Consider the following 21849-nt stretch of genomic DNA (forward strand, 5'->3'; position numbering starts at 1 on the left):
ATGGCATTTATAGAGGTGACGTTAGGAAGCCACATGATTTCTCATGGTTATGATGCAGATAACAAAGAGGTTTTGGAACATGTTGCGGTAGATGGTTTTTCAAAGAAAGTAGTTGCCGTATCTCGAATAAAATCGTTAAGTGAAGAATATATCCTTACGGATTATTTGGATGGAAGATGGATTTATTGGGAGTACGCAGAAACTTTTGATGAGGTTAAAAGTAAGTTGGTAAACCCGCGTTAGCGATTGCAACGGCATCCTTTTTTTGTTTCTGCCAAAGGCAAAAAAAGATATAGTGTAAAGCGCGACCCTTGTGGTAACGCCCAAAAATTAAACTAAAATATTGATAAGATTCTCGTTTTATGAGGATGACAAAAAATAAGTAATGAAAGTAACAGACCATATTAAAAAAGCCAACGGTAAAACGTTGTTTTCTTTTGAGGTAATTCCGCCAAAGAAAGGTACAAATATTCAGGATTTATATAATAATATAGATCCTTTAATGGAGTTTAATCCACCATTTATTGATGTTACCACATCTCGTGAGGAGTATGTATATATTGATAAAGGCAATGGTTTGTTGGATAAGCGTATTACGCGTATGCGCCCTGGTACAGTGGGTATTTGTGCATCTATTATGCACAAGTATCAGGTAGATGCTATTCCACATTTATTGTGTGGTGGTTTTACAAAAGAAGAAACAGAATATGTTTTGGTAGATTGCCACTATTTAGGTCTGGATAATGTAATGGCTTTGCGTGGTGATTCGATGAAAGATGAGCCATATTTTAAACCTGTAGCAGGAGGGAATGCATTTGCGAGCGACTTGGTGCAACAAATTGCAAACCTTAATAAAGGGCAGTATTTGCACGATGATTTTAAGGTTGAACATAATTCTGACTTTTGTATAGGTGTGGCTGGTTATCCGGAGAAACACATGGAAGCACCATCACTGGTTAATGATTTGCGCCGTTTAAAAGAGAAGGTAGATGCAGGTGCCGATTATGTAGTTACCCAAATGTTTTTTGATAATAATAAGTATTTCGAGTTTGTAGATAAGGCAAGAGCAGCTGGAATTAATGTGCCTATTATTCCGGGAATTAAGCCTATTGCTGTTAAAAGACATTTACAAATTTTACCTCAGGTTTTTAAAATTGATTTACCTCAAAATTTAATTGAAGCCGTTGAGGGGTGTAAAGATAACAAGGCTGTTAGGCAAGTAGGTATTGAATTTGCTATTCAGCAATCTAAAGAATTAAAAGCAGCGGGTGTGCCTGTACTGCATTATTACTCTATGGGGAAAAGTGATAATGTTAAGGCTATTGCCGAAGCATTGTTTTAGTAAATAGTGTGGTTTGTACTTAAGTTTTAAGGTTTACGTTGAAATTTAAGTACATTTGCCGCACAGAAACCCAATCATGAAATTACTTTATACCTGCATATTTTGTGTCTTTTTTTTTAGTGCCTCTTCACAAGATAAAACACATACATCTTACCTCGATTTTAGTTATTTTAAAGGTAATATAGCGCTTCATAATAACGATATACTTCATTTAACTAAAGGACATCCGGAAGGATATCTTTTAAGTTGGAATAAAAAAACATATGGTTTCAACGATTGGGAACAGCGTTTTAATTATCCTGATTATGGTGTAACTTACGCTTATCAAAACATGAAAAATGATGTTTTGGGTAGTGTTACATCTCTTTATGCTCATTTTAATTTCTATTTTTTTAATAGAAATTTACAGTTTAGAATTGGGCAAGGTATGGGCTATACCGAAACGCCTTATGATAAGGTTGATAACTATAGAAATATTGCCTACGGTTCTAAGTTAATGAGTAGCACTATGGTGATGCTTAATTATAAAAAAGAACGTATTTTCGATCGTTTTGGTTTAACGGCAGGTTTTTCTTTAATACATTATTCCAATGCCAATGTTAAGGCGCCTAATGCGAGTACAAATACTTTAGCGCTTAATGTTGGGTTAACTTATAGTTTAGATAAAAAAGAGCTAGAGTATCAACATACTTTAGCTGGCAATGACAGGCAGTTTACACAACCAGTAAAATATAATTTTGTTTTTAGATCGGGTGTAAACGAAAGTGATATTGTAGATAGTGGTCAGTACGCATTTTATGTGCTTTCTGCCTATGCGGATAAACGTATTAACCGTAAAAGTGCTTTGCAGTTTGGTGCCGATGTTTTCTTTTCTAACTTCTTAAAAGAACTTATTTATTACCGAAGTGTTGCTTTTCCAGAGTTAGATGTATCTGGTGACGAAGACTATAAGCGTGTTGGTCTTTTTGTAGGGCATGAGTTGTTTATTAATAGAACCTCATTGCTTACCCAGTTTGGATATTATGTGTATTATCCATACGATTTTGAAGGACAAACATATTTAAGAATTGGTTTAAAGCGCTATGTTGGAAAAAAAGGAAAATGGTTTGGTACCATGACCTTGAAGTCTCACGGGGCTAAAGCAGAAGCTGTTGAATTTGGAATTGGTGTTCGATTATGAAAAAGTTAATATATATATTCGTTTTTAGCCTACTTTTTGCTTGTGATAGTGAAAATACAGGCGATTGTTTTCAGACAACGGGAGCTGTAATACAGCAAGAATTTAGTGTTGATGTTTTTACTAAAATATTAGTAAATCGGGATATTGAATTAATAATTACCGATGGTGAAACTCAGAAGGTGACTGTTGAAACTGGTGAGAATTTAATGAATGATGTTGAAGCTATTGTAGTCGATGGTACATTGACATTAACCGATAATAATACTTGCAATTATGTGCGTAATTATGGTATTACTAAAGTCTATATAACAGCACCTAATATTACCGAAATTAGAAGTTCTACGCAATACACCGTTAGTTCTAATGGTGTTTTAAGCTATCCAAGTTTATCAATTTTATCAGAGGATTTTGGAGCAGAAGATTCGTTTACTAGTGGTAACTTTGATTTAGAAATTGATAACACCAGTTTTTCTCTTGTTTTTAATAACCTCTCCAATTGCTTTGTCTCTGGTAAAACTGAAAATTTACGCATTACTTTCGCTGCAGGAACGTCTCGTTTTGAAGGTCGAGATTTAATAGCGCAATTTGTTAGTGTATCAAATAGAAGTTCTAACGATATGGTTGTAAATCCACAGCAATCCCTTACGGGGAAAATTTCTGGACCCGGAGATGTTATTTCGCTTAATACTCCGGATATTATTACTGTGGAAGAACTTTATACAGGTCGATTAATTTTCGAATAATTGAACCGATTGTTTCGCTATTTCTAACTCTTCATTGGTTGGAATAACTAATATTTTCACCTTAGATTCAATAGTATTTACGGCTCTTAATAGTTTAGATCTTTCTTTGTTTTTTTCTGTATCTAAAATAATACCTAGAAAATCTAAATCTTCACAAACCATTTTTCGCATTAATTCTGAATTTTCTCCTATGCCTGCGGTAAAAACAATGGCGTCCAATCCGTTTAAAACTGCGGCATAACTACCAATGTATTTTTTAATGCGGTAAGTGTTCATTTGTAGAGCGAGTAAGCAATCTCTATTGCCTTTGGCGGCTTCCGTTTCTATTTCTCTTAAGTCGCTAAAACCTGTTAAGCCCAGCATACCGCTTTTCTTTTGTAAAAGGGTGTTAATTTCATCTATGGAATAATTTAATTTACTCGCTAAATGAAAGATTACAGAAGGATCAATATCTCCACTTCGCGTACCCATAATTAAGCCGTCTAAAGGTGTTAAGCCCATAGAGTGATCCACGGCCTTTCCGTTTTTAATGGCTGTTATGCTGCAACCATTGCCTAAGTGAATTGAAATTATTTTAGATTCTTTTTGACCTAAATAATGAATAGCTTGTTCTGATACGTATTTATGGCTGGTGCCATGAAAACCATACATTCTAATTTTATGCTCGGTTAAAAGATTATTCGGTATAGCATATCTATAAGCATGCTCGGGAATAGATTGGTGGAATGCCGTATCGAAAACCGCGACTTGCTTAGCTGAAGGAAAAATAGCTTCGGCTACTTCAATACCTTCAAAATTTGCAGGATTGTGTAAAGGTGCCAAGCTAAAAAGATCTTTTATATTATCTTTTGCCCATTGCGTAATTTCGGTTGTTTCTTTAAATCGAGCACCACCCTGTACTACACGGTGCCCAACAATATCAATATCTGAAGCCGATTTAATGATACCAGTTTCACTATCTAAAAGTTGATGAGATAGTAGTTCTAACCCTTGTTTATGATTGTAAATAGCAGTGATGTGCTCTATGGTGTCTTTTTCTGTTTTGTATATAAATTTAGCATCTTCCATGCCAATACGCTCAATTAAACCCGAACACAAAATAGTTTCTGCTGGCATTGAAAATAATTGAAATTTGAGAGATGAACTTCCTGAGTTTAAAACGAGTACTTGCATATTTTATAAATCTTGTGCTTGAATTGCTGTAATAATTACTGTGCTATAAATATCGTCGGCAGTACAGCCTCTACTTAAATCGTTTACAGGTTTGTTTAAACCTTGTAACATTGGGCCTATAGCTAAAGCGCCAGTTTCTCTTTGTACAGCTTTGTAAGTGTTGTTTCCTGTGTTTAAGTCCGGAAAGATTAAAACACTAGCTTGTCCTGCAACTTCAGAGTCTGGTAATTTACTTTTACCAATGCGCATATCTACAGCAGCATCATACTGAATAGGACCTTCAATTTTTAAATTAGGTGCTTTTTCTTTAGCAATTTCTGTGGCTTTTCTAACGCGTTCTACATCTTCACCCTTTCCAGAAGCTCCAGAGGAATAAGATAACATGGCAACTTTAGGTTCTACCCCAAATTCTTGAGCTGTTTTTGCAGATGAAATCGCAATTTCTGCAAGTTGTTCTGCGTTCGGGTTTGGGTTTATGGCACAATCACCAAATATAGAAACACGATCTTCTAAGCACATAAAGAAAACAGAAGAAACAATATTTACTCCTGGTTTAGTTTTTATAAACTGAAGTGCAGGGCGTAAGGTGTGTGCAGTGGTGTGTATTGCTCCAGAAACCATACCGTCTGCATGCCCTTTGTAAATCATCATGGTAGCAAAATAAGACACGTCGGACATGGCATCCCTTGCCATATCTAGATTTACGTTTTTATGTTTTCTAAGCTCATAAAATGTATTTACATAATCTTTGAAATGTGGCGATTGTTGCGGGAAAACAATATTTATATCGTTGATGTTTAAAGGAATATCATACCTTATTAAGCGTTCTTGAATTTTATCTTTTTCTCCAATTAAAGTTAAGTCCACTACGTTAGCATCGATTAATCGTGCTGCAGCGCGTAATATACGTTCGTCGTAACCTTCAGGGAGTACAATGTGTTTTTTGTCTTTTAAGGCGCGTTGCAATAAATTGTATTGAAACATGCGAGGGGTAAAAATTTCAGATTTAAAAGTAATAAGATCTTCTGATAGTTTTTCGGTAGCTACATGTTGTTCAAAAGTAGCAATTGAGGTTTCAATTTTTTCAATATTTTCGGCATAAATTCGAGATTTTATTTTACCTATAATATTGGTAGTGCTAAACGTTCCTCTTTTAACACTAATAATGGGTACAACACTAGAAAGGCCTTCAATAAGTTTTAAAATAGGCTCTTCGGGAATTATACCTCCGGTTAAAATAATACCCGATATTTTAGGGTAGTTTTTTGAAATGTGCGCTTGTAAAGCACCAAGAATAATATCGGCTCTATCACCAGGAGTTATAACTACAGCGTTTTCTTTTAGGTGTGTTAAATAATTGCGTAATTGCATGGCGCCTACACTAAAATTATCCGATTGGTTATTAAGCATGTCTTCGCCAAATAGAATGATACCATCCAGCTTTTTAGTAATTTCTTTTATGGTTGGGCTCGCTAAACTTTTAATTTTAGGAATTACAGTGATATCCGTACCACTGTTTATTCTCGCTTTTAAAAGAGATTTTAGGGATGTAACATCGTTAGGGGCAATTTTATTGGTCATTATAGATAGAACATCTACTTCTTCTTTAAAAGTGTCGTGCGCTAATTGTACATTATCTACAACCTCAGTTAAAGTTTTACCATCGCCTTGAGAAACAATAATAGCTGGTAATCCTAAGTTTTTAGCAATTAAAAGATTAATATCTAACTCTAAACTCGAATTTTCATGAGAAAAATCGGTGCCTTCAACTAAAATAAAATCAAAATGATCTTCAAGGTATTTGTATTTTTTAATAACCTCGTCTATCACGTCTCCAGATTTACCTTGGTTATAAAGATCTAAGACTTGACTTCTAGTAAAAGCAAAAGTTTTTTTGTAGTTTATATCAATTTCAAAATAAGATATCACTGTATTTATGTGATTATCTGTTTCGCCAACTTTTGTGTCTTCAATAATTGGTCTAAAATAGCCAACCTTTGCTGTTTTACCCAAAAGCATGCGCATTAAACCAAGAACAACAACAGATTTTCCGCTATTAGGCTCAATAGTTGCAACGTAGATTCCTTTACTCATCGTAATATATTTGTATGTTATAAATATAAGTATTACCCTTTTAAATTTAGAGTAATCTATGTTTATAATAGGTGATGCTGCAAATTTATCAGGTTTCTGTATTGTTAAAGATGATTTATATCATACTTTGTAATTTAGATACGCTGGCTTATGATGTTAAATCTCTAAAAAGTGATTCTAGGCTAGCGTTTTTTTGATTTAATTGAAGAATTTTCAATTCATTATCATGAGCAAAATCAAAAACATGTGAGCGCATATCTTCGGAAGTTTTAAATGTAACTTCGTAAACAAAACCATACGTGTTTTTTACATGTTCCACTTTTGGCAATCTTAATAAAAAGGCATCTTCAACCCTAAAATCAAATTCTACAATTACGGTTTGCTCTTTTTCGTTCCTTAATTCATGAAGTTTTTTATCGGCAACAATTTCACCTTTGTTAATAATAATAACGCGGTCGCACATGGCTTCAACCTCTTGCATAATATGAGTAGAAAGAAAAACCGTTTTTGTTTTACCTATGTCTTTAATTAAGTTTCGAATTTCTACCAACTGGTTGGGGTCTAATCCGGTAGTAGGTTCGTCTAAAATTAAAACCTCCGGGTCGTGGAGTAGGGCATTAGCCAAGCCAATGCGTTGGCGATAACCTTTAGAGAGTTGCCCTATTTTTTTATGCATTTCGGGAGTTAGGCCCGTGAGTTCTATAACATCGTTAATACGATTTTTGTCTACCTTATAGATGTCTGCATTAAATTTTAAATATTCTTTCACAAACATGTCTAGATATAGTGGGTTGTGCTCTGGTAAATAGCCTACGCTTTTTTGCACATGCTGTTTGGCTTCATTTATATCGTGGCCGTTTACTTTTGCTTCGCCTTGAGAGGGCGTAATAAATGTAGTTAAAATTTTCATCATGGTCGATTTTCCTGCACCATTAGGACCAAGGAATCCAACAATTTCAGGTTTTTTTACGGTAAAAGAAATATTGTTTAAAGCCTTTTGATTTCCGTAAAGTTTTGATATTCCTGTAACTTCTATCGACATATTTTAATTGTTTTTTCAAAAATAATGAATATGAATTTAAAAATATGAACGAATGCCTTTTTTAAGATGTTTTAGTGTATTGAATATATAATTTAAAATAGTGCATAATAATGGAGGGTTTTGTGTGGAATCTTTATTTTTTTCAATAAAATGTAAAAAAAACTTTTATTGTATTTTGATTTCTTAAATAAATAATTACTTTAGCCACTCAATTATCACTATGACAGTATATTTTACATATTTTAACAACTGGTTTTATTTCTTTTTTAGCGAAAAGACCGAGGCGTTGTATGTATAATTTAAAACTATAAATTTAATATGAGTCTCGATGAAAATCGAGACTTTTTTTGTTTAACAATTTATTGAACATTAATAAAAAATAATAAAAATTGATAAAAACGGTTGCTATACAAGGTATAAAAGGATCATATCATCATATTGTGTCGCAGCAATTTTTTGAAACTCCTGTAGATACTATCGATTGTTTAACATTCGATAGAGTAGTAGATTCTTTAATTACAGAGGAATGCGATGCTGGTATTATGGCTCTCGAAAATTCTATTGCGGGTTCTATTATTCCAAACTATGCGTTAATAGATAAATATAACCTTCATGTTGTTGGGGAGCATTATTTAGATATTCAGCATAATTTAATGGCGTTGCCAAATCAAAGTATTGCCGATATAGAAGAGGTTTATTCTCATCCCATGGCGCTGTTGCAGTGTAAAGCGTTTTTTAGAAATTATCCGCATATTAAATTAATAGAAGATAAGGATACCGCAGAAGTTGCCGAGCGTATTCAAAATAAGCAATTAAAAGGTGTTGGAGCTATTGCAAGTACATTGGCAGCTGAGATTTTTCAGCTTGATATCTTGGCTAAAAGCATTCAAACCATTAAGCATAACGAAACACGTTTTGCTATTGTAAAAAGAACGAATTCGGATTTTACCGAAACAAAAATAAATAAAGCATCTATAAAATTTGAAGCAAACCATAAGCGTGGTAGTTTAGCGACCATTTTAAATGTAATGAGCGATTGTAAACTGAATTTAACAAAAATTCAAAGTTTACCAATTGTAGAAACACCATGGAAATATGCCTTTTTTGTAGATGTAACGTTTGATGATTATTCAGATTTTAAAAAAGCGAAATCACTTATAGAAATTATGGGTGAAGCTTTTAAAGTTTTAGGTGAATATAAAAATGCGAAATTATGATTGGAGTAGCCGATAGATTGCATAGTGTTGAAGAGTACTACTTCTCAAGAAAATTAAAAGAAGTAAACTTGTTAATAGCAAGTGGGAAGCCGGTAATAAATTTAGGTATTGGTAGTCCAGATTTGCAACCACCGCAAAAAGTAGTAGAAGCTTTAACGGAAGGTTTATTAAGTCCTAATGCACATAAATATCAAAGTTATCAAGGGTTACCAGAGTTGCGTCAAGCTATTTCAGGGTTTTATAAAACGCATTACGACGTTAACTTAAGTGCAAATACCGAAGTGCTTCCGTTAATGGGTAGTAAAGAAGGTATTATGCATATTTCAATGGCATATTTAAATAAAGGAGATGCTGTTTTAATACCAAATCCAGGTTATCCAACCTATCAATCGGTAACCAAATTATTAGAGGCAGAACCTATTTTTTATGAGTTAGATGCTGCTAATAATTGGCAACCAGATTTAAAAGCTTTGGAGCAACAAGATTTAAGTAAAGTAAAATTAATGTGGGTAAATTATCCACATATGCCAACAGGAACTCAACCTTCTGAAACGCTGTTTGAAAACTTAGTAGCTTTCGCTAAAAAGCATGATATTTTAATAGTTAATGATAATCCGTATAGTTTTGTTTTAAATGATAACCCTACGAGTATTTTAAATGTAGAAGGAGCTAAAGATGTTTGTTTAGAGCTTAACTCACTAAGTAAAACGTTCAATATGGCTGGATGGCGAGTAGGGATGGTTGTTGGAGATCATAAGTACATTAACGATATTTTAAAAGTGAAAAGCAATATGGACTCGGGTATGTTTTATGGCATTCAGAAAGGGGCTATTGAAGCATTACAGTGTTCTAGCATGTGGTTTTCAACCTTAAATAGTGTTTATAAAGAGCGTCGCGATTTAGTTTGGAAATTAGCCAAAGCACTAAATTGTACTTATGATGAAAATGCAACAGGACTTTTTGTTTGGGCTAAATTGCCTGCACATGTAAAAGCAGAGGAGTATATAGATTTAATATTGAAGGAGAACAGTATATTTTTAACGCCAGGAACAATTTTTGGTTCGCAAGGCGAAGGTTATATTAGGTTTTCCTTATGTGCACAAACCGAAGATTTACAAGAAGCCATAGCTAGAGTAAGTTAATAGTTTTGTTGTCAAATAGAATGTTAGACGTTATAAAAACGTAAATAGTAATAAAGTAAAACCCGTAACATCTCGTTCTCCAAAAGGAGGAGGTTAGGGACAAAAATGAAAAATATATATTCAATAGGTATAGGGTTAATAGGTGGTAGTTTGGCTAAGGATATTAAAGCGCTTAGACCAGATGTAATTATCCACGGTATCAGCCGTAAAGACAGTACGCTTGAAGAAGCTTTGTCTTTAAATTTAATTGATAAGAAAGCAACGCTAGACGATTTGAAAAATGCCGATTTAGTTATTATTTCTATACCAGTAGATGCAACCGTAAAATTGTTGCCAACTATTTTAGATCTTATTCCGGAAACAGGTTTGGTGGTCGATGCAGGTTCAACAAAAGTCGATATATGTAAGGCGGTAGAAAGCCATCCAAAACGCAGAAACTTCTTAGCGATGCACCCTATTGCAGGAACAGAGCATTCTGGACCAGCAGCAGCTATTAGTGGTTTGTTTCAAGGAAAAACAAATATTGTTTGTGAGGTAGAAAAAACAACTTTTAAGCTACAAGAAAAGGCTTTAAAATTGTTTAGTGATATTGGTATGAGAATTCGGTATATGAATCCTGAAGCTCACGATAAACATATTGCTTACGTGTCGCACTTATCGCATATTAGTTCTTTTATGCTGGGAAAAACAGTTATTGATAAAGAAAGAAATGAACGTGATATTTTTGATATGGCGGGCAGTGGGTTTGCGTCAACGGTGCGTTTAGCAAAAAGTTCGCCAGCCATGTGGACACCTATTTTTAAACAGAATAAAACCAACGTAATTGAAACATTAGAAGAATATATTAGTAATCTATCTCACTTTAAAGAGCTAATGAAACAAGACGATTTCGAAGCTATTTATAAGGAAATGGAAAGCACAAATCATATAAAAGATATTTTAAACGGAATACATTAAACTAAAAAAAAAGAATTGAACCTCCAATTTCAGCACAATACAAAACATTAATTTAAAGCGTGGAAATTGGAATTTCATTTTGAAATTTGATTAAGATTATGGAAAACACAAAAGAAATGAGAACCTGGTTAGATGATTTAAAATTAGATCATCCATTAGTAATTGCTGGACCTTGCAGTGCTGAAACAGAAGAACAAGTATTAAAAATAGCTCATGAGCTAAAAGATACCGATGTAAGCTATTTTAGAGCTGGTATTTGGAAACCAAGAACACGCCCAGGAATGTTTGAAGGTGTTGGAGCTTTAGGTTTAAAATGGTTACAAAAAGTAAAGGCTGAAACAGGTATGAAAGTTTGTACAGAAGTAGCAAATGCTGCTCACGTAAAATTAGCTTTAGAGCATGATATCGATTTATTATGGATTGGTGCACGTTCTACAGTAAGTCCTTTTATCATGCAAGAAATTGCAGATGCTTTACAAGGTACAGATAAGCCTGTATTAATTAAAAATCCAGTAAATCCAGATTTAGCCTTATGGTTAGGTGGAATTGAAAGAATTTACAAAGCGGGTGTTAAAAATATTGGAGCAATCCATAGAGGTTTTTCTACTTACGAAAAAACAAAATATAGAAATACTCCAGAATGGCAATTAGCTATTGAATTTCAAAATAAATATCCAGATATTCCATTAATTAACGATCCATCGCATATTACAGGAAAAAGAGATATGATTTTTGACGTATCTCAAACCGCTTTAGATTTAAACTTTGATGGGTTAATGATTGAAACTCATTACGATCCTGAAAATGCATGGAGTGATGCTGCACAGCAGGTAACACCATCTACTTTAGTACAGATCATGAGAGACTTAAAAATTAGAAAAGAATCTAATGCTGAAGCAGAATACAATAGTTCTTTAGATAATTTAAGAGCACAAATTGATGTTGTTGACAATCAAATTCTTGATTTATTAGGAAAAAGAATGAAAACTTCTGATAGTATTGGAGCGCTTAAAAAACAAAAAAACGTTGCAGTTTTACAATCTAAACGTTGGAACGAAATTTTAGGTAAAATGGTTTTAGAGGGAGAGCAACATGGTTTAAGTGAGGAATTTATCTTAAAAATGTTTAAAGCAGTACACCAAGAATCTATTAATCATCAAGAAAAAGTGATTAACGGATAATAACTGTCAATTTTAGATATATAAAAAAGCCTCGCACAGCGAGGCTTTTTTTATGGATTCAAATATCTAATATATAGTAGGACTATAAAAAGATTAATCGTTTTTAGTATAAGCTAAACGTCTAGACGCTTTTCTCATTAAAATGTTAATTAAATCTTCTGGAGAGCTACCTATGCTTCCTCTTACTTTTTTGTTGTAATTCCATAGTAAAACACCATCTAGTGCGTTATGCACAGTCATGTTTATTACCGCATTATTTGTACTTCCCCAAGCACCAAAAAGCACTCCTAAAGCTACACTTGCGCCTTCGGACATTGGTTTATTGGTTTCAAAATCTCCAGATATTACTGCATCGACTTCCAATAAATCTGCTAATTCTTTAGGAGTGTAATCTGTAATATTATCGTAATCTATTTCTTTTCTTTTTAATAAAGCGGTCGTTACTTTAGGATCTTGAACTTCCAAAGAAAGTAATTTACCTCTTTTCTTTCTTTTTAAAAACCAAGAATACATAGCTGTTTGTATGCCTTCGCCTTCGGCTTTTTCAAGTTTATGCAACTGCTCGTTGCTCATGTCTTTCATTTGTTTAGGCCTTAGTTTTACTTGTGTTTTAAAAGGTACAACAGCAATTTTTTTATGAGATTTGGCAATTTCATCAAAATCAGGGTTTTCATAAAGGTTTGTTTGAGCGTTTGCACCAACAGTAATGGTTAAAAATAAAATTGAAAATAATAGTTTTTTCATGTTTTTTGGGTTGTTTTAAATTATGTTACTAATATATGTTTAGTCTTAATCAATAAATAATTTTTTTAGATTATTTTTGGAGAATATGACAGGACGCGTTTATAAATCTACAGGAAGCTGGTACACCGTGAAAACCGATTTGGGTGAAACTTACGAGTGCCGAATAAAGGGGAAGTTTAGAATTAAAGGTATTAAAAGCACCAACCCAATTGCTGTTGGCGATATAGTAGATTTTGAAATAGAAACCGATAATAATCAAGAATCGGGAATTATACATAATATACACGATAGGTTTAATTACATTGTACGTAAATCTGTAAACCTATCTAAGCAAACACACATCATTTCGGCCAATATAGATCAGGTTTTTTTAATGATTACCATTAATAATCCGCCAACACTAACCAGTTTTATAGATAGGTTTTTGGTAACGGCAAATGCCTATTCAATTAAAACGATTTTGTTGTTTAATAAAATTGATACCTACGATCAAGAAACCCTAGATGAAGTAAAATACTTGGCGCATATTTATAGAAAAATAGGTTACGAGTGTCTTGGTGTATCTGCTGTTACTGGCAAAAATGTAGACAAAGTGAAGGCTTTAATGCATGGTAAAGTAAGTTTGTTTTCTGGGCACTCTGGTGTTGGGAAATCTACACTTGTAAATGCTATTGAACCAGATTTAAATATAAAAACCAAGGCAATTTCTACGCAACATATGCAAGGACAACATACTACAACTTTTGCTGAGATGTTCGATTTAAGTTTTGGAGCTCAAATTATAGACACACCAGGGATTAAAGGTTTTGGTGTTGTGGATATGGAAAAGGAAGAAATTGGTGATTATTTTCCTGAGTTTTTCGCTTTAAAGCAAGATTGTAAATTCAATAATTGTTTACATATTAAAGAACCAAAGTGTGCTGTTAAAGATGCTTTAGATGAAGGTGATATTGAGTATTCTCGTTACCGAAGTTACATTCAACTTGTAGAGGGTGAAGATGAGCATTACAGAACCGATATTTGGGACTAACCCAATTGGCCATCCGAGAGACATTTCCCCGTAAGGGTAATTTACTTAAACCTTAAAAAATACATTTGTTAGGTTTTTTAAAAATGCAATTAATTAGATGAAAGCAGTTATACAGCGTGTTACAAAAGCAAGCGTAACTATTGAAGGTGAAAAAGTAGCCAATATAGAAAACGGACTTTTAATTCTTTTAGGAATTGTAAATGATGATGAGCAGGATGATATTGTTTGGCTGTCTAACAAAATTGTTAATCTTCGAATTTTTTCAGATGAAAATGATGTTATGAATTATTCTTTAAAAGATACCCATGGCGATATTATTGTGGTAAGTCAATTTACACTTCAAGCTTCTACTAAAAAAGGCAATCGCCCGAGCTATATAAAAGCAGCGAGGCCTGATGTTGCTATACCATTGTATGAAGCGTTTGTAAAACAAATTGAACAAGATTTAGGGAAAACAGTGCAAACCGGACAATTTGGAGCCGACATGAAGGTAGAGTTGCTAAACGATGGCCCAGTTACAATAATTATAGATACAAAAAATAAAGAGTAATGGCATCCATTTTTGGACATGGCATAGTTGGATATACTTTGGTGAAAGTAACCAATAAACAAAATTTAAAGTGGTTGCTATGGGCTGCGGTGTTTTCTACAATTTTACCCGATTTTGATGTTATTGGTTTTAATTTAGGTATTGCTTATGGTGATCCGTTAGGGCATAGAGGCTTTTCACATTCTATAGTATTTGCTTTAATTTGGGCACTGATTTTAACGTTTACTTTAGGTCGAAATAATAAATTGATTTGGTTTTTAGTCATTTTTATTTCAACAATGTCTCATGGTATTTTAGATGCTATGACTTCCGGAGGAAAAGGTGTGGGCTTTTTTATTCCTTTCAATAACGATCGATTTTTCTTTTCTTTTCAAGATATACGTGTTTCACCTATTGGTATTGGAAATTTTATTTCCCAACGTGGAATTCAGGTGATTTTAAGCGAATTTAAATACATATTTTTACCGTGTTTTATTATATTAGCTGTCAGGTTTTTAGTTGTAAAATTTAAAAAGGGAACAAATTAGTTCGTTTTACTATAGTTGAAATAACTAGGCGCTGTAAAATAAACATAACCCCTTTTTCATGATTATAAAGCGTATTCTCAATACACTGTTTTTATTCGTAACACTTTTTAGTTTTTCTCAACAAAATTTATACACTAGTTTTAGTATTCCCGATAGTTTAAAGCAAAATGCTAATGCTGTTGTTAGAGATGATGTTACCACTATTGTTTTGGAGTCTTCACAAAGTATGCTGGTTACCGAAAAAAGAATTGTAACTGTACTAAATAAAGAAGGAAACGAAGCTGTTAATGCCTATATGCATTATGATGATAATGTAAATATTAAAATATTAGAAGTTCTTATTTACGATAATTTTGGTAAGGTTATTAAGAAGATTAAAGAGAAAGATTTTAGAGATGTAAGTGCTGTAGATGGCGGTACTTTATACTCCGATTCTCGAGTTAAATATCTAGAATATACACCCATAAAATATCCATATACCATCGAGTTTAATTCGGGATATGAAACGAATAATACGGCTTTTATTAATTCTTTTTTTCCGGTAACCGAGTATTTTTTAAGTGTAGAAAATAGCAGCTATACTTTAAGTTTTCCCGGAGAACTTGTTATTAGAAAAAAAGAAAAGAATATTGAAGGTTATAAAATTAGTAAAGACGTTACTTCAACTAAAATACATTACAGTATAAAAAATGTTTCAGGAATTAAACCAGAAGACTACAGTCCTAATTTTTCTGATATTGTTCCAAAAGTAATGTTTGCATCAAAGCAGTTTTCATTAGAAGGTGTTAATTCTGAAGTAGAAAATTGGAGTGAGTTTGGAACTTGGATGTATCATGATTTAATAAAAAGTACTCATGATTTATCGGAAGGGACTATAACTAAAATTCAGGAATTGGTAAAAAATGAACCTGATAATATAGCTAAAGCAAAAAAAATATATCAATACGTTCAGGATAAAGTTCGCTACATAAGTGTGCAAGTAGGTATTGGTGGTTGGAAACCTTTTAATGCTTCGGAAGTTGATAGGTTAGGGTATGGCGATTGTAAAGCGCTTACTAATTATACCATGGCTTTGCTTAATGCAGTTGATATAGACTCTAATTATTCTGTTGTTTTTGCAGGAGATTCCCAGCGCAGTTTAGAGAAAGATTTTGCAGCTATGCAAGGCAATCATGTTATTTTGAATATCCCGAATAATGATGAGAATATTTGGTTAGAATGTACAAGTCAGAAATTGCCTTTCGGTTTTATTGGTGATTTTACAGACGATAGAGATGTTTTGGTGATTAATCCAGAAGGCGGAAAAATACAACATACCAAAAAATATATTCCAGAAGAAAGTTTGCAAACCATAAAGGGAGTTTGTGATATTTCAAACGATGGTTCGATTAAGGCCGTGGTAGGTGTAAATTCCAAAGGCATTCAATATGATAATAAATATTGGTTAGAAACGGAGACAGAACGTGATTTAGATGTGTATTACAAAAAGCGTTGGAAGTACATAAACAACATGTCTATAAATAGCATGAGTATTGAAAATGATAAAAATATTATAGAATTAATTGAAAATATCAATTTTCAAGCTATTAATTACACCAAAAAAGTAGGTGAACATATGCTCGTTAATTTAAATGTTTTAAATAGAAATACACATATTCCAGATAGATATAGAAACAGGAAACTTCCGTTAAAAATAAATAGAGGGTTTAAAGATGTTGATGAGGTAGAAATTAATTTACCATCAGATTATAATATAGAGTCGTTACCAAAAGGGCAGTCGTTAGAAACTAATTTTGGTAGCTATATCACAGAGATTTCAGCTATTGATAATTCTAAAATAAAATATAAGCGAACATTTATTATAAAAGATGGCAAATTTCCTAAAGAAGATTATGCTGCGTTTAGAACCTTTTATAAAGAAGTATCGAAACTTGATAACGCTAAAGTCGCATTAATTAAAAAGTAAATTTTATTATGAAACTAACCTCATTATTAGTAACCCTTTGTTTTTCATTAACCGTATTTGCCCAAGATTACCATTTTGGGAAAGTATCTAAAGAAGAATTGCAAGAAAAGTTTAATCCTTTAGATTCTTCAGCAAGTGCAACGTATTTATACAAACATCGAAAATCTTATTATGAATATGTTGAGCCAAGTGGCTTTCGTTTAATAACAGAAATCCATGAGCGCATTAAGATTTACAATCAAGAAGGGTTTGATTATGCAACAAAGTCTAATCGATTGAGTACAAGTGGAGGTTCCGATGAGGAACTTAGAAATTTAAAAGCGTATACATATAATTTGATTGATGGTAAAATTGAAGAAACCAAACTTTCAAAAGATGGGATTTTTAAAACAGAATTATCTAAATATACCAATGAGTATAAATTTACTATGCCAAATATAAAAGCAGGTTCTATTGTAGAGTATAAGTATAGAATTAATTCACCATTTATATACAATGTAGATGAGTTTGTTTTTCAGCATAGTATTCCAGTAAAAAAAATAGAAGCGCGATTTGAGGCTCCCGAATATTTTAACTTCAAAGAAAGTACGAGAGGCTATTTAATGATTACACCAAAGAGGAGTAGTCAAACAGATAAAATAAAACTCACAAGTAGAACGAGCATAGGAAGGTCTTATTCTGAGGATTTAGCTTTCAAAAAGAATATTATAGAGTTTGATTTGAAAGATGTTCCAGCATTAAAAGATGAACCTTATGTCAATAATATTAATAATTATAAATCATCTGTAAAATTCGAGTTGTCTTATACTAAGTATCCAGATTCTCCATTAAAATCATACAGTACAACATGGACGGATGTAGTAAAAACTATTTATGATAACTCTAACTTTGGCGCAGAACTAAATAAAAAAGGTTATTTTGAAGATGATATTGATGCGCTTATATCAACAGTTTCCAATCCACAGGAACGCACGGCATTAATCTTTAATTATGTAAAGAACAGAGTGAAATGGAACGGTTATTATGGCTATGGTACCGATGATGGTGTTAGAAAAGCCTATAAAGAACAAGTAGGTAATGCGGCCGAAATTAATTTAATGCTTACCGCGATGCTAAAACATGCAGGGCTTACCGCATACCCCGTTTTAGTAAGTACTAGGCAACACGGTGTTCCATTATTTCCAACTTTAGAAGGTTATAATTATGTGGTAAGTTATGTAAAGCTAACCGATGGTGATATACTTTTAGATGCAACAAGTAGGTTTAGTACACCTAATGTTTTACCTTTTAGAACCTTAAATTGGAAAGGGCGAGTTATTGCGGAGGCCGGTGGTTCTACTTTAATGGATTTATACCCTAAACAAATTTCTGAAAACACCATATTTTTAATGGGAAGTTTAGCCGATAATGGAGATTTATCAGGTGGATATCGAAGTATAAAAAAGAGCCATAAAGCTTTATCGTTTAGGGAACGTTTTGTTGATGTAGATCGAGATGATTTTATTGAGCGATTAGAAAACAAGTATGACGGACTTGAAATTTCAGATTACGATGTTAAAAATGAATTAGATTTAGGTAAGCCTGTAGTAGAATCTTATAAATTTGTAAAAGAAAGTCAGGCTGATATTATTGGTGATAAAATGTATTTTTCGCCATTATTTTTTCTAAGAACAATAAATAACCCTTTTAAACTAAGTGAGCGAGAATTTCCAGTAGATTTTGGTTACCCTTCTCAAACCAATAGTAAATTGGTGGTTAATATTCCCGAAGGATATAAAATAGAAAGTCTACCAGAATCTAGTGCCATAGAATTACCAGATAATTTGGGGAAATTTGTTTATCATATTAGTGGTGCAGGTAATAAAATACAATTATCTGTTTCACATGATATAAATTCGGCTATTATTAATCCAGCATATTACGGAACTTTAAAAGCTTATTTTGCACAGATGATAGAAAAAGAAAACGAACAAATAGTTTTAAGTAGAATATAATGAATATAGAAAACGCACAACAAGAAGTAGATAATTGGATAAAAGAACATGGCGTTCGTTATTTTAACGAGCTTACCAACATGGCTCAACTTACTGAAGAAGTAGGAGAGGTCGCTAGAATAATTGCACGTAGATACGGAGAGCAAAGCGAAAAAGAAAGTGATAAAAACAAAGATTTAGGCGAAGAATTAGCCGATGTTTTATTCGTTGTATTATGCTTAGCTAATCAAACCGGAGTCGATTTACAAAAAGCTTTTGATGAAAGAATGTATAAGAAAGGAAAACGCGACCACGATAGACACCATAATAACGAAAAATTAAAGTAAATTAGCAGGCTTTAAAACGTATAGAATTTTACAATGAATATTACCCTTCATAAATCGAAACTCGAAAACCAAAAATCGGCAGTTACAATTACAGGTTCAAAAAGTGAGTCTAACCGTTTGTTATTATTGCAAGCTCTTTATCCGGAATTTAAACTCGAAAACGTATCCAATTCCGATGATAGTAATTTAATGACAAATGCCTTAAGCTCGCAATCCAACTTGGTAGATATTCACCATGCTGGAACCGCCATGCGATTTTTAACAGCGTATTTTTCAATTCAAGAAGGAAGAGAAGTAACACTTACGGGTTCTAAACGAATGACGGAGCGTCCAATTAAAATATTAGTGGAAGCTCTTCAAGACCTTGGCGCTAAAATAAGTTATATCGATAACGATGGTTTTCCTCCAATAAAAATTACAGGAAAAAAATTAACAAATCATAAGGTTTCATTAAAAGCAAATGTAAGTAGCCAGTACATTTCGGCTTTATTATTAGTTGCTTCTAAATTGGAAAATGGTTTAGAATTAACTTTAGAAGGCGAAATTACATCGGTACCGTATATAAACATGACGTTAAGCTTACTCGACGAAATAGGTGTAGAGTCGTCGTTTGTAAATAACGTGATTACCGTAAAACCAAACACAAAAGCATTAACACCAAAAACATTAGTTGTTGAGTCCGATTGGTCTTCGGCATCGTACTATTTCAGTATTGCAGCCATTAGTGATATCGGTACGGAAATTACTTTATCATCATATAAAGAGAATTCTTTACAAGGCGATTCTGTGTTAGTTGAGATTTACAAGCGCTTCGGAGTAACTAGTACATTCAATGGTAATTCTATTACATTAAAAAAAGAAAAAGCTAGTGAATCAACATTAAGTTTAGATTTAAAGAACGCACCAGATATTGCTCAAACCATTGCAGTAACATGCTTTGCATTAGGTATGCCTTGCGATTTAATAGGTTTGCACACTCTAAAAATTAAAGAAACAGATAGATTAGTTGCTTTAAAAACCGAAATTGAAAAATTAGGTGGCGAAGTAAAAATCACAGATAAGTCTTTACACTTGGCGCCATCAACTAAAATAAAGGAATTAGTGCCAATTGCAACCTATAACGATCACCGTATGGCTATGGCATTCGCGCCTTTAGCCCTAAAAACATCATTAATTATAGAACATGCTGCCGTGGTATCTAAATCATACCCAACCTTTTGGGACGACTTAAAAGCTATCGGTTTTAAAATAACCGAATAATAATCACGCATTTACTTGACAACCCCTATGCGCAAATTGTATATTTGCAGCTGTTAGATTTTTTTTGGGGAGGCTCAAAATAAATCAAAACACATTAACTTAAAACCTTTTTGAATGAAATTATCACATTTTGGTTTCAATTTACCAGATGAATTATTAGCGGAATATCCAGCTGAAAACAGAGATGAATCACGTTTAATGGTGCTTAATAGAAAAGAGCAAACCATTGAGCACAAAATGTTTAAAGACATTATTGATTATTTTCAGGAAGACGATGTTTTAATTTTAAATGATACTAAAGTTTTTCCTGCCCGTTTATACGGAAACAAAGAAAAAACAGGTGCGAGAATCGAAGTTTTTTTATTAAGAGAATTAAACGAAGAGCAACGCCTTTGGGATGTTTTAGTAGATCCTGCGCGTAAAATAAGAATTGGAAATAAATTATATTTTGGTGACGACGAAACGTTAGTAGCCGAAGTTATAGATAACACAACCTCTAGAGGGCGTACTTTACGTTTTTTATATGATGGTTCTTACACTGAATTTCGCAAAAAATTAAACGAACTTGGTGAAACACCTCTTCCAAAATACATCAAACGTGATGTAGAACCAGAAGATCAAGATCGTTACCAAACTATATACGCAAAAACAGAAGGCGCTGTAGCGGCACCAACTGCTGGACTTCACTTTTCTAGACACTTATTAAAACGCTTAGAAATTAAAGGCGTTAAATTTGCTGAGGTTACGTTACACGTAGGTTTAGGTACTTTTAATCCTGTAGAAGTAGAAGATTTGTCTAAGCACAAAATGGATAGCGAAGAGCTTAAAATTGAAGGTAAAGCAGTAGAAATTGTAAACACAGCGCTTAAAGAAAAGCGTCGTATTTGCGCCGTTGGAACAACAGCTATGCGTGCCATAGAAAGTGCCGTTTCTACAAGCGGACAGCTTAATGAAGTAGAAGGATGGACAAACAAATTTATTTTTCCTCCATACGAATTCAGTATCGCAAACTGCATGATTACTAACTTCCATACACCAAAATCTACATTATTAATGATGATTTCGGCATTTGCAGGTCACGATTTTGCTAAAAAAGCATACGAAGAAGCTGTAAAAGAAAAATATAAATTCTACAGTTATGGTGATGCGATGTTAATCATCTAATCCATTCAAAATAAAATTTAAGCCTCATCTATTAAAAACGATGAGGCTTTTTTTTGTTCTATATTTAATAATAATAGTAAGTTTTAAAATTTGGGCATTCCCTTTCAGGTCGGGCTTTTCGCTATATCTTTTTGTAAAACAGTCTATGTTTATTTGTAATTAGGTTTTTTATAAAGTATCACGCCTACAAAAAACTAATTTATAAACTCTACAAAAA

Annotated in this window: 20 protein-coding genes; 16 read left to right on the forward strand and 4 right to left on the reverse strand. The window is 33.0% G+C overall.

Translation table 11 applies throughout. The features are described 5' to 3' along the window. The 4 genes from ACJJV4_RS15235 to ACJJV4_RS15250 all read left to right on the forward strand — a co-directional run bounded on the left by ACJJV4_RS15235 (position 1) and on the right by ACJJV4_RS15250 (position 3265). Positions 1 to 243 (forward strand): hypothetical protein, encoded by a 243-nt coding sequence (locus ACJJV4_RS15235; RefSeq protein ID WP_405295973.1) that lies wholly within the window; start codon positions 1 to 3, stop codon positions 241 to 243. 142 nt (positions 244 to 385) lie between these two features. Further along, positions 386 to 1342: a methylenetetrahydrofolate reductase [NAD(P)H] gene (gene metF, locus ACJJV4_RS15240; protein ID WP_405295975.1), complete on the forward strand. Its 957-nt coding sequence runs from the start codon at positions 386 to 388 to the stop codon at positions 1340 to 1342. 76 nt (positions 1343 to 1418) lie between these two features. Further along, the gene (locus ACJJV4_RS15245) at positions 1419 to 2522 is read left to right on the forward strand and encodes an acyloxyacyl hydrolase (protein ID WP_405295978.1); all 1104 of its coding nucleotides are present in this window, start codon (positions 1419 to 1421) and stop codon (positions 2520 to 2522) included. Further along, the gene (locus tag ACJJV4_RS15250; protein WP_405295980.1) at positions 2519 to 3265 is read left to right on the forward strand and encodes a head GIN domain-containing protein; all 747 of its coding nucleotides are present in this window, start codon (positions 2519 to 2521) and stop codon (positions 3263 to 3265) included. Before ACJJV4_RS15245 ends, ACJJV4_RS15250 begins: the two co-directional genes overlap by 4 nt. Here the strand turns inward: ACJJV4_RS15250 and ACJJV4_RS15255 are convergent. From ACJJV4_RS15255 to gldA, 3 genes are all read right to left on the reverse strand, one after another. Next, complete coding sequence (locus ACJJV4_RS15255; RefSeq protein WP_405295982.1) at positions 3251 to 4438, reverse strand: acetate/propionate family kinase; 1188 nt, start codon at positions 4436 to 4438, stop codon at positions 3251 to 3253. The two genes, ACJJV4_RS15250 and ACJJV4_RS15255, sit on opposite strands and share 15 nt — an antisense overlap. A 3-nt stretch (positions 4439 to 4441) precedes the next feature. Continuing rightward, on the reverse strand, positions 4442 to 6532 hold the full coding sequence (gene pta, locus ACJJV4_RS15260; RefSeq protein ID WP_405295984.1) for a phosphate acetyltransferase: 2091 nt from the start codon (positions 6530 to 6532) through the stop codon (positions 4442 to 4444). Between the two features lie 148 nt (positions 6533 to 6680). Beyond that, complete coding sequence (gene gldA, locus ACJJV4_RS15265) at positions 6681 to 7574, reverse strand: gliding motility-associated ABC transporter ATP-binding subunit GldA (RefSeq protein ID WP_405295986.1); 894 nt, start codon at positions 7572 to 7574, stop codon at positions 6681 to 6683. 389 nt (positions 7575 to 7963) lie between these two features. On the opposite strand from gldA, the gene ACJJV4_RS15270 reads away from it, so the two are divergent. From ACJJV4_RS15270 to ACJJV4_RS15285, 4 genes are all read left to right on the forward strand, one after another. Continuing rightward, entirely contained in the window at positions 7964 to 8791 is an 828-nt protein-coding gene (locus ACJJV4_RS15270) for a prephenate dehydratase (RefSeq protein ID WP_405295988.1), read from the forward strand. After that, entirely contained in the window at positions 8788 to 9933 is a 1146-nt protein-coding gene (locus ACJJV4_RS15275; RefSeq protein WP_405295990.1) for a pyridoxal phosphate-dependent aminotransferase, read from the forward strand. The genes ACJJV4_RS15270 and ACJJV4_RS15275 overlap by 4 nt, the downstream gene beginning before the upstream one ends. Before the next feature lie 105 nt (positions 9934 to 10038). Further along, positions 10039 to 10890, forward strand: coding sequence for a prephenate dehydrogenase (locus tag ACJJV4_RS15280; RefSeq protein ID WP_405295992.1), 852 nt, complete (start codon positions 10039 to 10041; stop codon positions 10888 to 10890). A gap of 98 nt (positions 10891 to 10988) precedes the next feature. After that, positions 10989 to 12071: a bifunctional 3-deoxy-7-phosphoheptulonate synthase/chorismate mutase type II gene (locus tag ACJJV4_RS15285; RefSeq protein ID WP_159017905.1), complete on the forward strand. Its 1083-nt coding sequence runs from the start codon at positions 10989 to 10991 to the stop codon at positions 12069 to 12071. Between the two features lie 93 nt (positions 12072 to 12164). Here the strand turns inward: ACJJV4_RS15285 and ACJJV4_RS15290 are convergent, their stop codons facing one another. Beyond that, on the reverse strand, positions 12165 to 12815 hold the full coding sequence (locus ACJJV4_RS15290; RefSeq protein WP_405295994.1) for a hypothetical protein: 651 nt from the start codon (positions 12813 to 12815) through the stop codon (positions 12165 to 12167). Between the two features lie 85 nt (positions 12816 to 12900). On the opposite strand from ACJJV4_RS15290, the gene rsgA reads away from it, so the two are divergent. The 8 genes from rsgA (at position 12901) to queA (ending at position 21632) form a co-directional block, all read left to right on the forward strand. Then, complete coding sequence (gene rsgA, locus ACJJV4_RS15295; RefSeq protein ID WP_405295996.1) at positions 12901 to 13845, forward strand: ribosome small subunit-dependent GTPase A; 945 nt, start codon at positions 12901 to 12903, stop codon at positions 13843 to 13845. 97 nt (positions 13846 to 13942) lie between these two features. Further along, entirely contained in the window at positions 13943 to 14395 is a 453-nt protein-coding gene (dtd, locus tag ACJJV4_RS15300; RefSeq protein WP_405295999.1) for a D-aminoacyl-tRNA deacylase, read from the forward strand. Continuing rightward, positions 14395 to 14922: a metal-dependent hydrolase gene (locus ACJJV4_RS15305; protein WP_405296001.1), complete on the forward strand. Its 528-nt coding sequence runs from the start codon at positions 14395 to 14397 to the stop codon at positions 14920 to 14922. The genes dtd and ACJJV4_RS15305 overlap by 1 nt, the downstream gene beginning before the upstream one ends. Positions 14923 to 14980: 58 nt before the next feature. After that, a complete protein-coding gene (locus ACJJV4_RS15310) occupies positions 14981 to 16888 on the forward strand; it encodes a DUF3857 domain-containing transglutaminase family protein (protein ID WP_405296003.1) in 1908 nt (635 codons plus the stop codon). 8 nt (positions 16889 to 16896) lie between these two features. Next, positions 16897 to 18882, forward strand: a complete 1986-nt coding sequence (locus ACJJV4_RS15315) for a DUF3857 domain-containing protein (RefSeq protein WP_405296005.1) — start codon at positions 16897 to 16899, stop codon at positions 18880 to 18882. Continuing rightward, a complete protein-coding gene (locus ACJJV4_RS15320) occupies positions 18882 to 19208 on the forward strand; it encodes a nucleotide pyrophosphohydrolase (RefSeq protein ID WP_042503119.1) in 327 nt (108 codons plus the stop codon). Before ACJJV4_RS15315 ends, ACJJV4_RS15320 begins: the two co-directional genes overlap by 1 nt. Positions 19209 to 19241: 33 nt before the next feature. Further along, positions 19242 to 20468, forward strand: coding sequence for a 3-phosphoshikimate 1-carboxyvinyltransferase (locus tag ACJJV4_RS15325; protein ID WP_405296007.1), 1227 nt, complete (start codon positions 19242 to 19244; stop codon positions 20466 to 20468). 114 nt (positions 20469 to 20582) lie between these two features. Further along, positions 20583 to 21632, forward strand: coding sequence for a tRNA preQ1(34) S-adenosylmethionine ribosyltransferase-isomerase QueA (gene queA / locus ACJJV4_RS15330; protein ID WP_405296009.1), 1050 nt, complete (start codon positions 20583 to 20585; stop codon positions 21630 to 21632). Positions 21633 to 21849: the final 217 nt, after the last annotated feature.

The organism is Algibacter sp. Ld11, from assembly GCF_045066735.1.
Lineage (GTDB): Bacteria > Bacteroidota > Bacteroidia > Flavobacteriales > Flavobacteriaceae > Algibacter.

What these genes read in the sequence shown, in the direction of transcription:
- ACJJV4_RS15235 (WP_405295973.1), top strand. Translation starts at nt 1, where the DNA reads ATGGCATTTATAGAGGTGACGTTAGGAAGCCACATGATTTCTCATGGT.
- metF (WP_405295975.1), top strand. Translation starts at nt 386, where the DNA reads ATGAAAGTAACAGACCATATTAAAAAAGCCAACGGTAAAACGTTGTTT.
- ACJJV4_RS15245 (WP_405295978.1), top strand. Translation starts at nt 1,419, where the DNA reads ATGAAATTACTTTATACCTGCATATTTTGTGTCTTTTTTTTTAGTGCC.
- ACJJV4_RS15250 (WP_405295980.1), top strand. Translation starts at nt 2,519, where the DNA reads ATGAAAAAGTTAATATATATATTCGTTTTTAGCCTACTTTTTGCTTGT.
- ACJJV4_RS15255 (WP_405295982.1), bottom strand. Translation starts at nt 4,438, where the DNA reads ATGCAAGTACTCGTTTTAAACTCAGGAAGTTCATCTCTCAAATTTCAA.
- pta (WP_405295984.1), bottom strand. Translation starts at nt 6,532, where the DNA reads ATGAGTAAAGGAATCTACGTTGCAACTATTGAGCCTAATAGCGGAAAA.
- gldA (WP_405295986.1), bottom strand. Translation starts at nt 7,574, where the DNA reads ATGTCGATAGAAGTTACAGGAATATCAAAACTTTACGGAAATCAAAAG.
- ACJJV4_RS15275 (WP_405295990.1), top strand. Translation starts at nt 8,788, where the DNA reads ATGATTGGAGTAGCCGATAGATTGCATAGTGTTGAAGAGTACTACTTC.
- ACJJV4_RS15280 (WP_405295992.1), top strand. Translation starts at nt 10,039, where the DNA reads ATGAAAAATATATATTCAATAGGTATAGGGTTAATAGGTGGTAGTTTG.
- ACJJV4_RS15285 (WP_159017905.1), top strand. Translation starts at nt 10,989, where the DNA reads ATGGAAAACACAAAAGAAATGAGAACCTGGTTAGATGATTTAAAATTA.
- ACJJV4_RS15290 (WP_405295994.1), bottom strand. Translation starts at nt 12,815, where the DNA reads ATGAAAAAACTATTATTTTCAATTTTATTTTTAACCATTACTGTTGGT.
- rsgA (WP_405295996.1), top strand. Translation starts at nt 12,901, where the DNA reads ATGACAGGACGCGTTTATAAATCTACAGGAAGCTGGTACACCGTGAAA.
- dtd (WP_405295999.1), top strand. Translation starts at nt 13,943, where the DNA reads ATGAAAGCAGTTATACAGCGTGTTACAAAAGCAAGCGTAACTATTGAA.
- ACJJV4_RS15305 (WP_405296001.1), top strand. Translation starts at nt 14,395, where the DNA reads ATGGCATCCATTTTTGGACATGGCATAGTTGGATATACTTTGGTGAAA.
- ACJJV4_RS15310 (WP_405296003.1), top strand. Translation starts at nt 14,981, where the DNA reads ATGATTATAAAGCGTATTCTCAATACACTGTTTTTATTCGTAACACTT.
- ACJJV4_RS15315 (WP_405296005.1), top strand. Translation starts at nt 16,897, where the DNA reads ATGAAACTAACCTCATTATTAGTAACCCTTTGTTTTTCATTAACCGTA.
- ACJJV4_RS15320 (WP_042503119.1), top strand. Translation starts at nt 18,882, where the DNA reads ATGAATATAGAAAACGCACAACAAGAAGTAGATAATTGGATAAAAGAA.
- ACJJV4_RS15325 (WP_405296007.1), top strand. Translation starts at nt 19,242, where the DNA reads ATGAATATTACCCTTCATAAATCGAAACTCGAAAACCAAAAATCGGCA.
- queA (WP_405296009.1), top strand. Translation starts at nt 20,583, where the DNA reads ATGAAATTATCACATTTTGGTTTCAATTTACCAGATGAATTATTAGCG.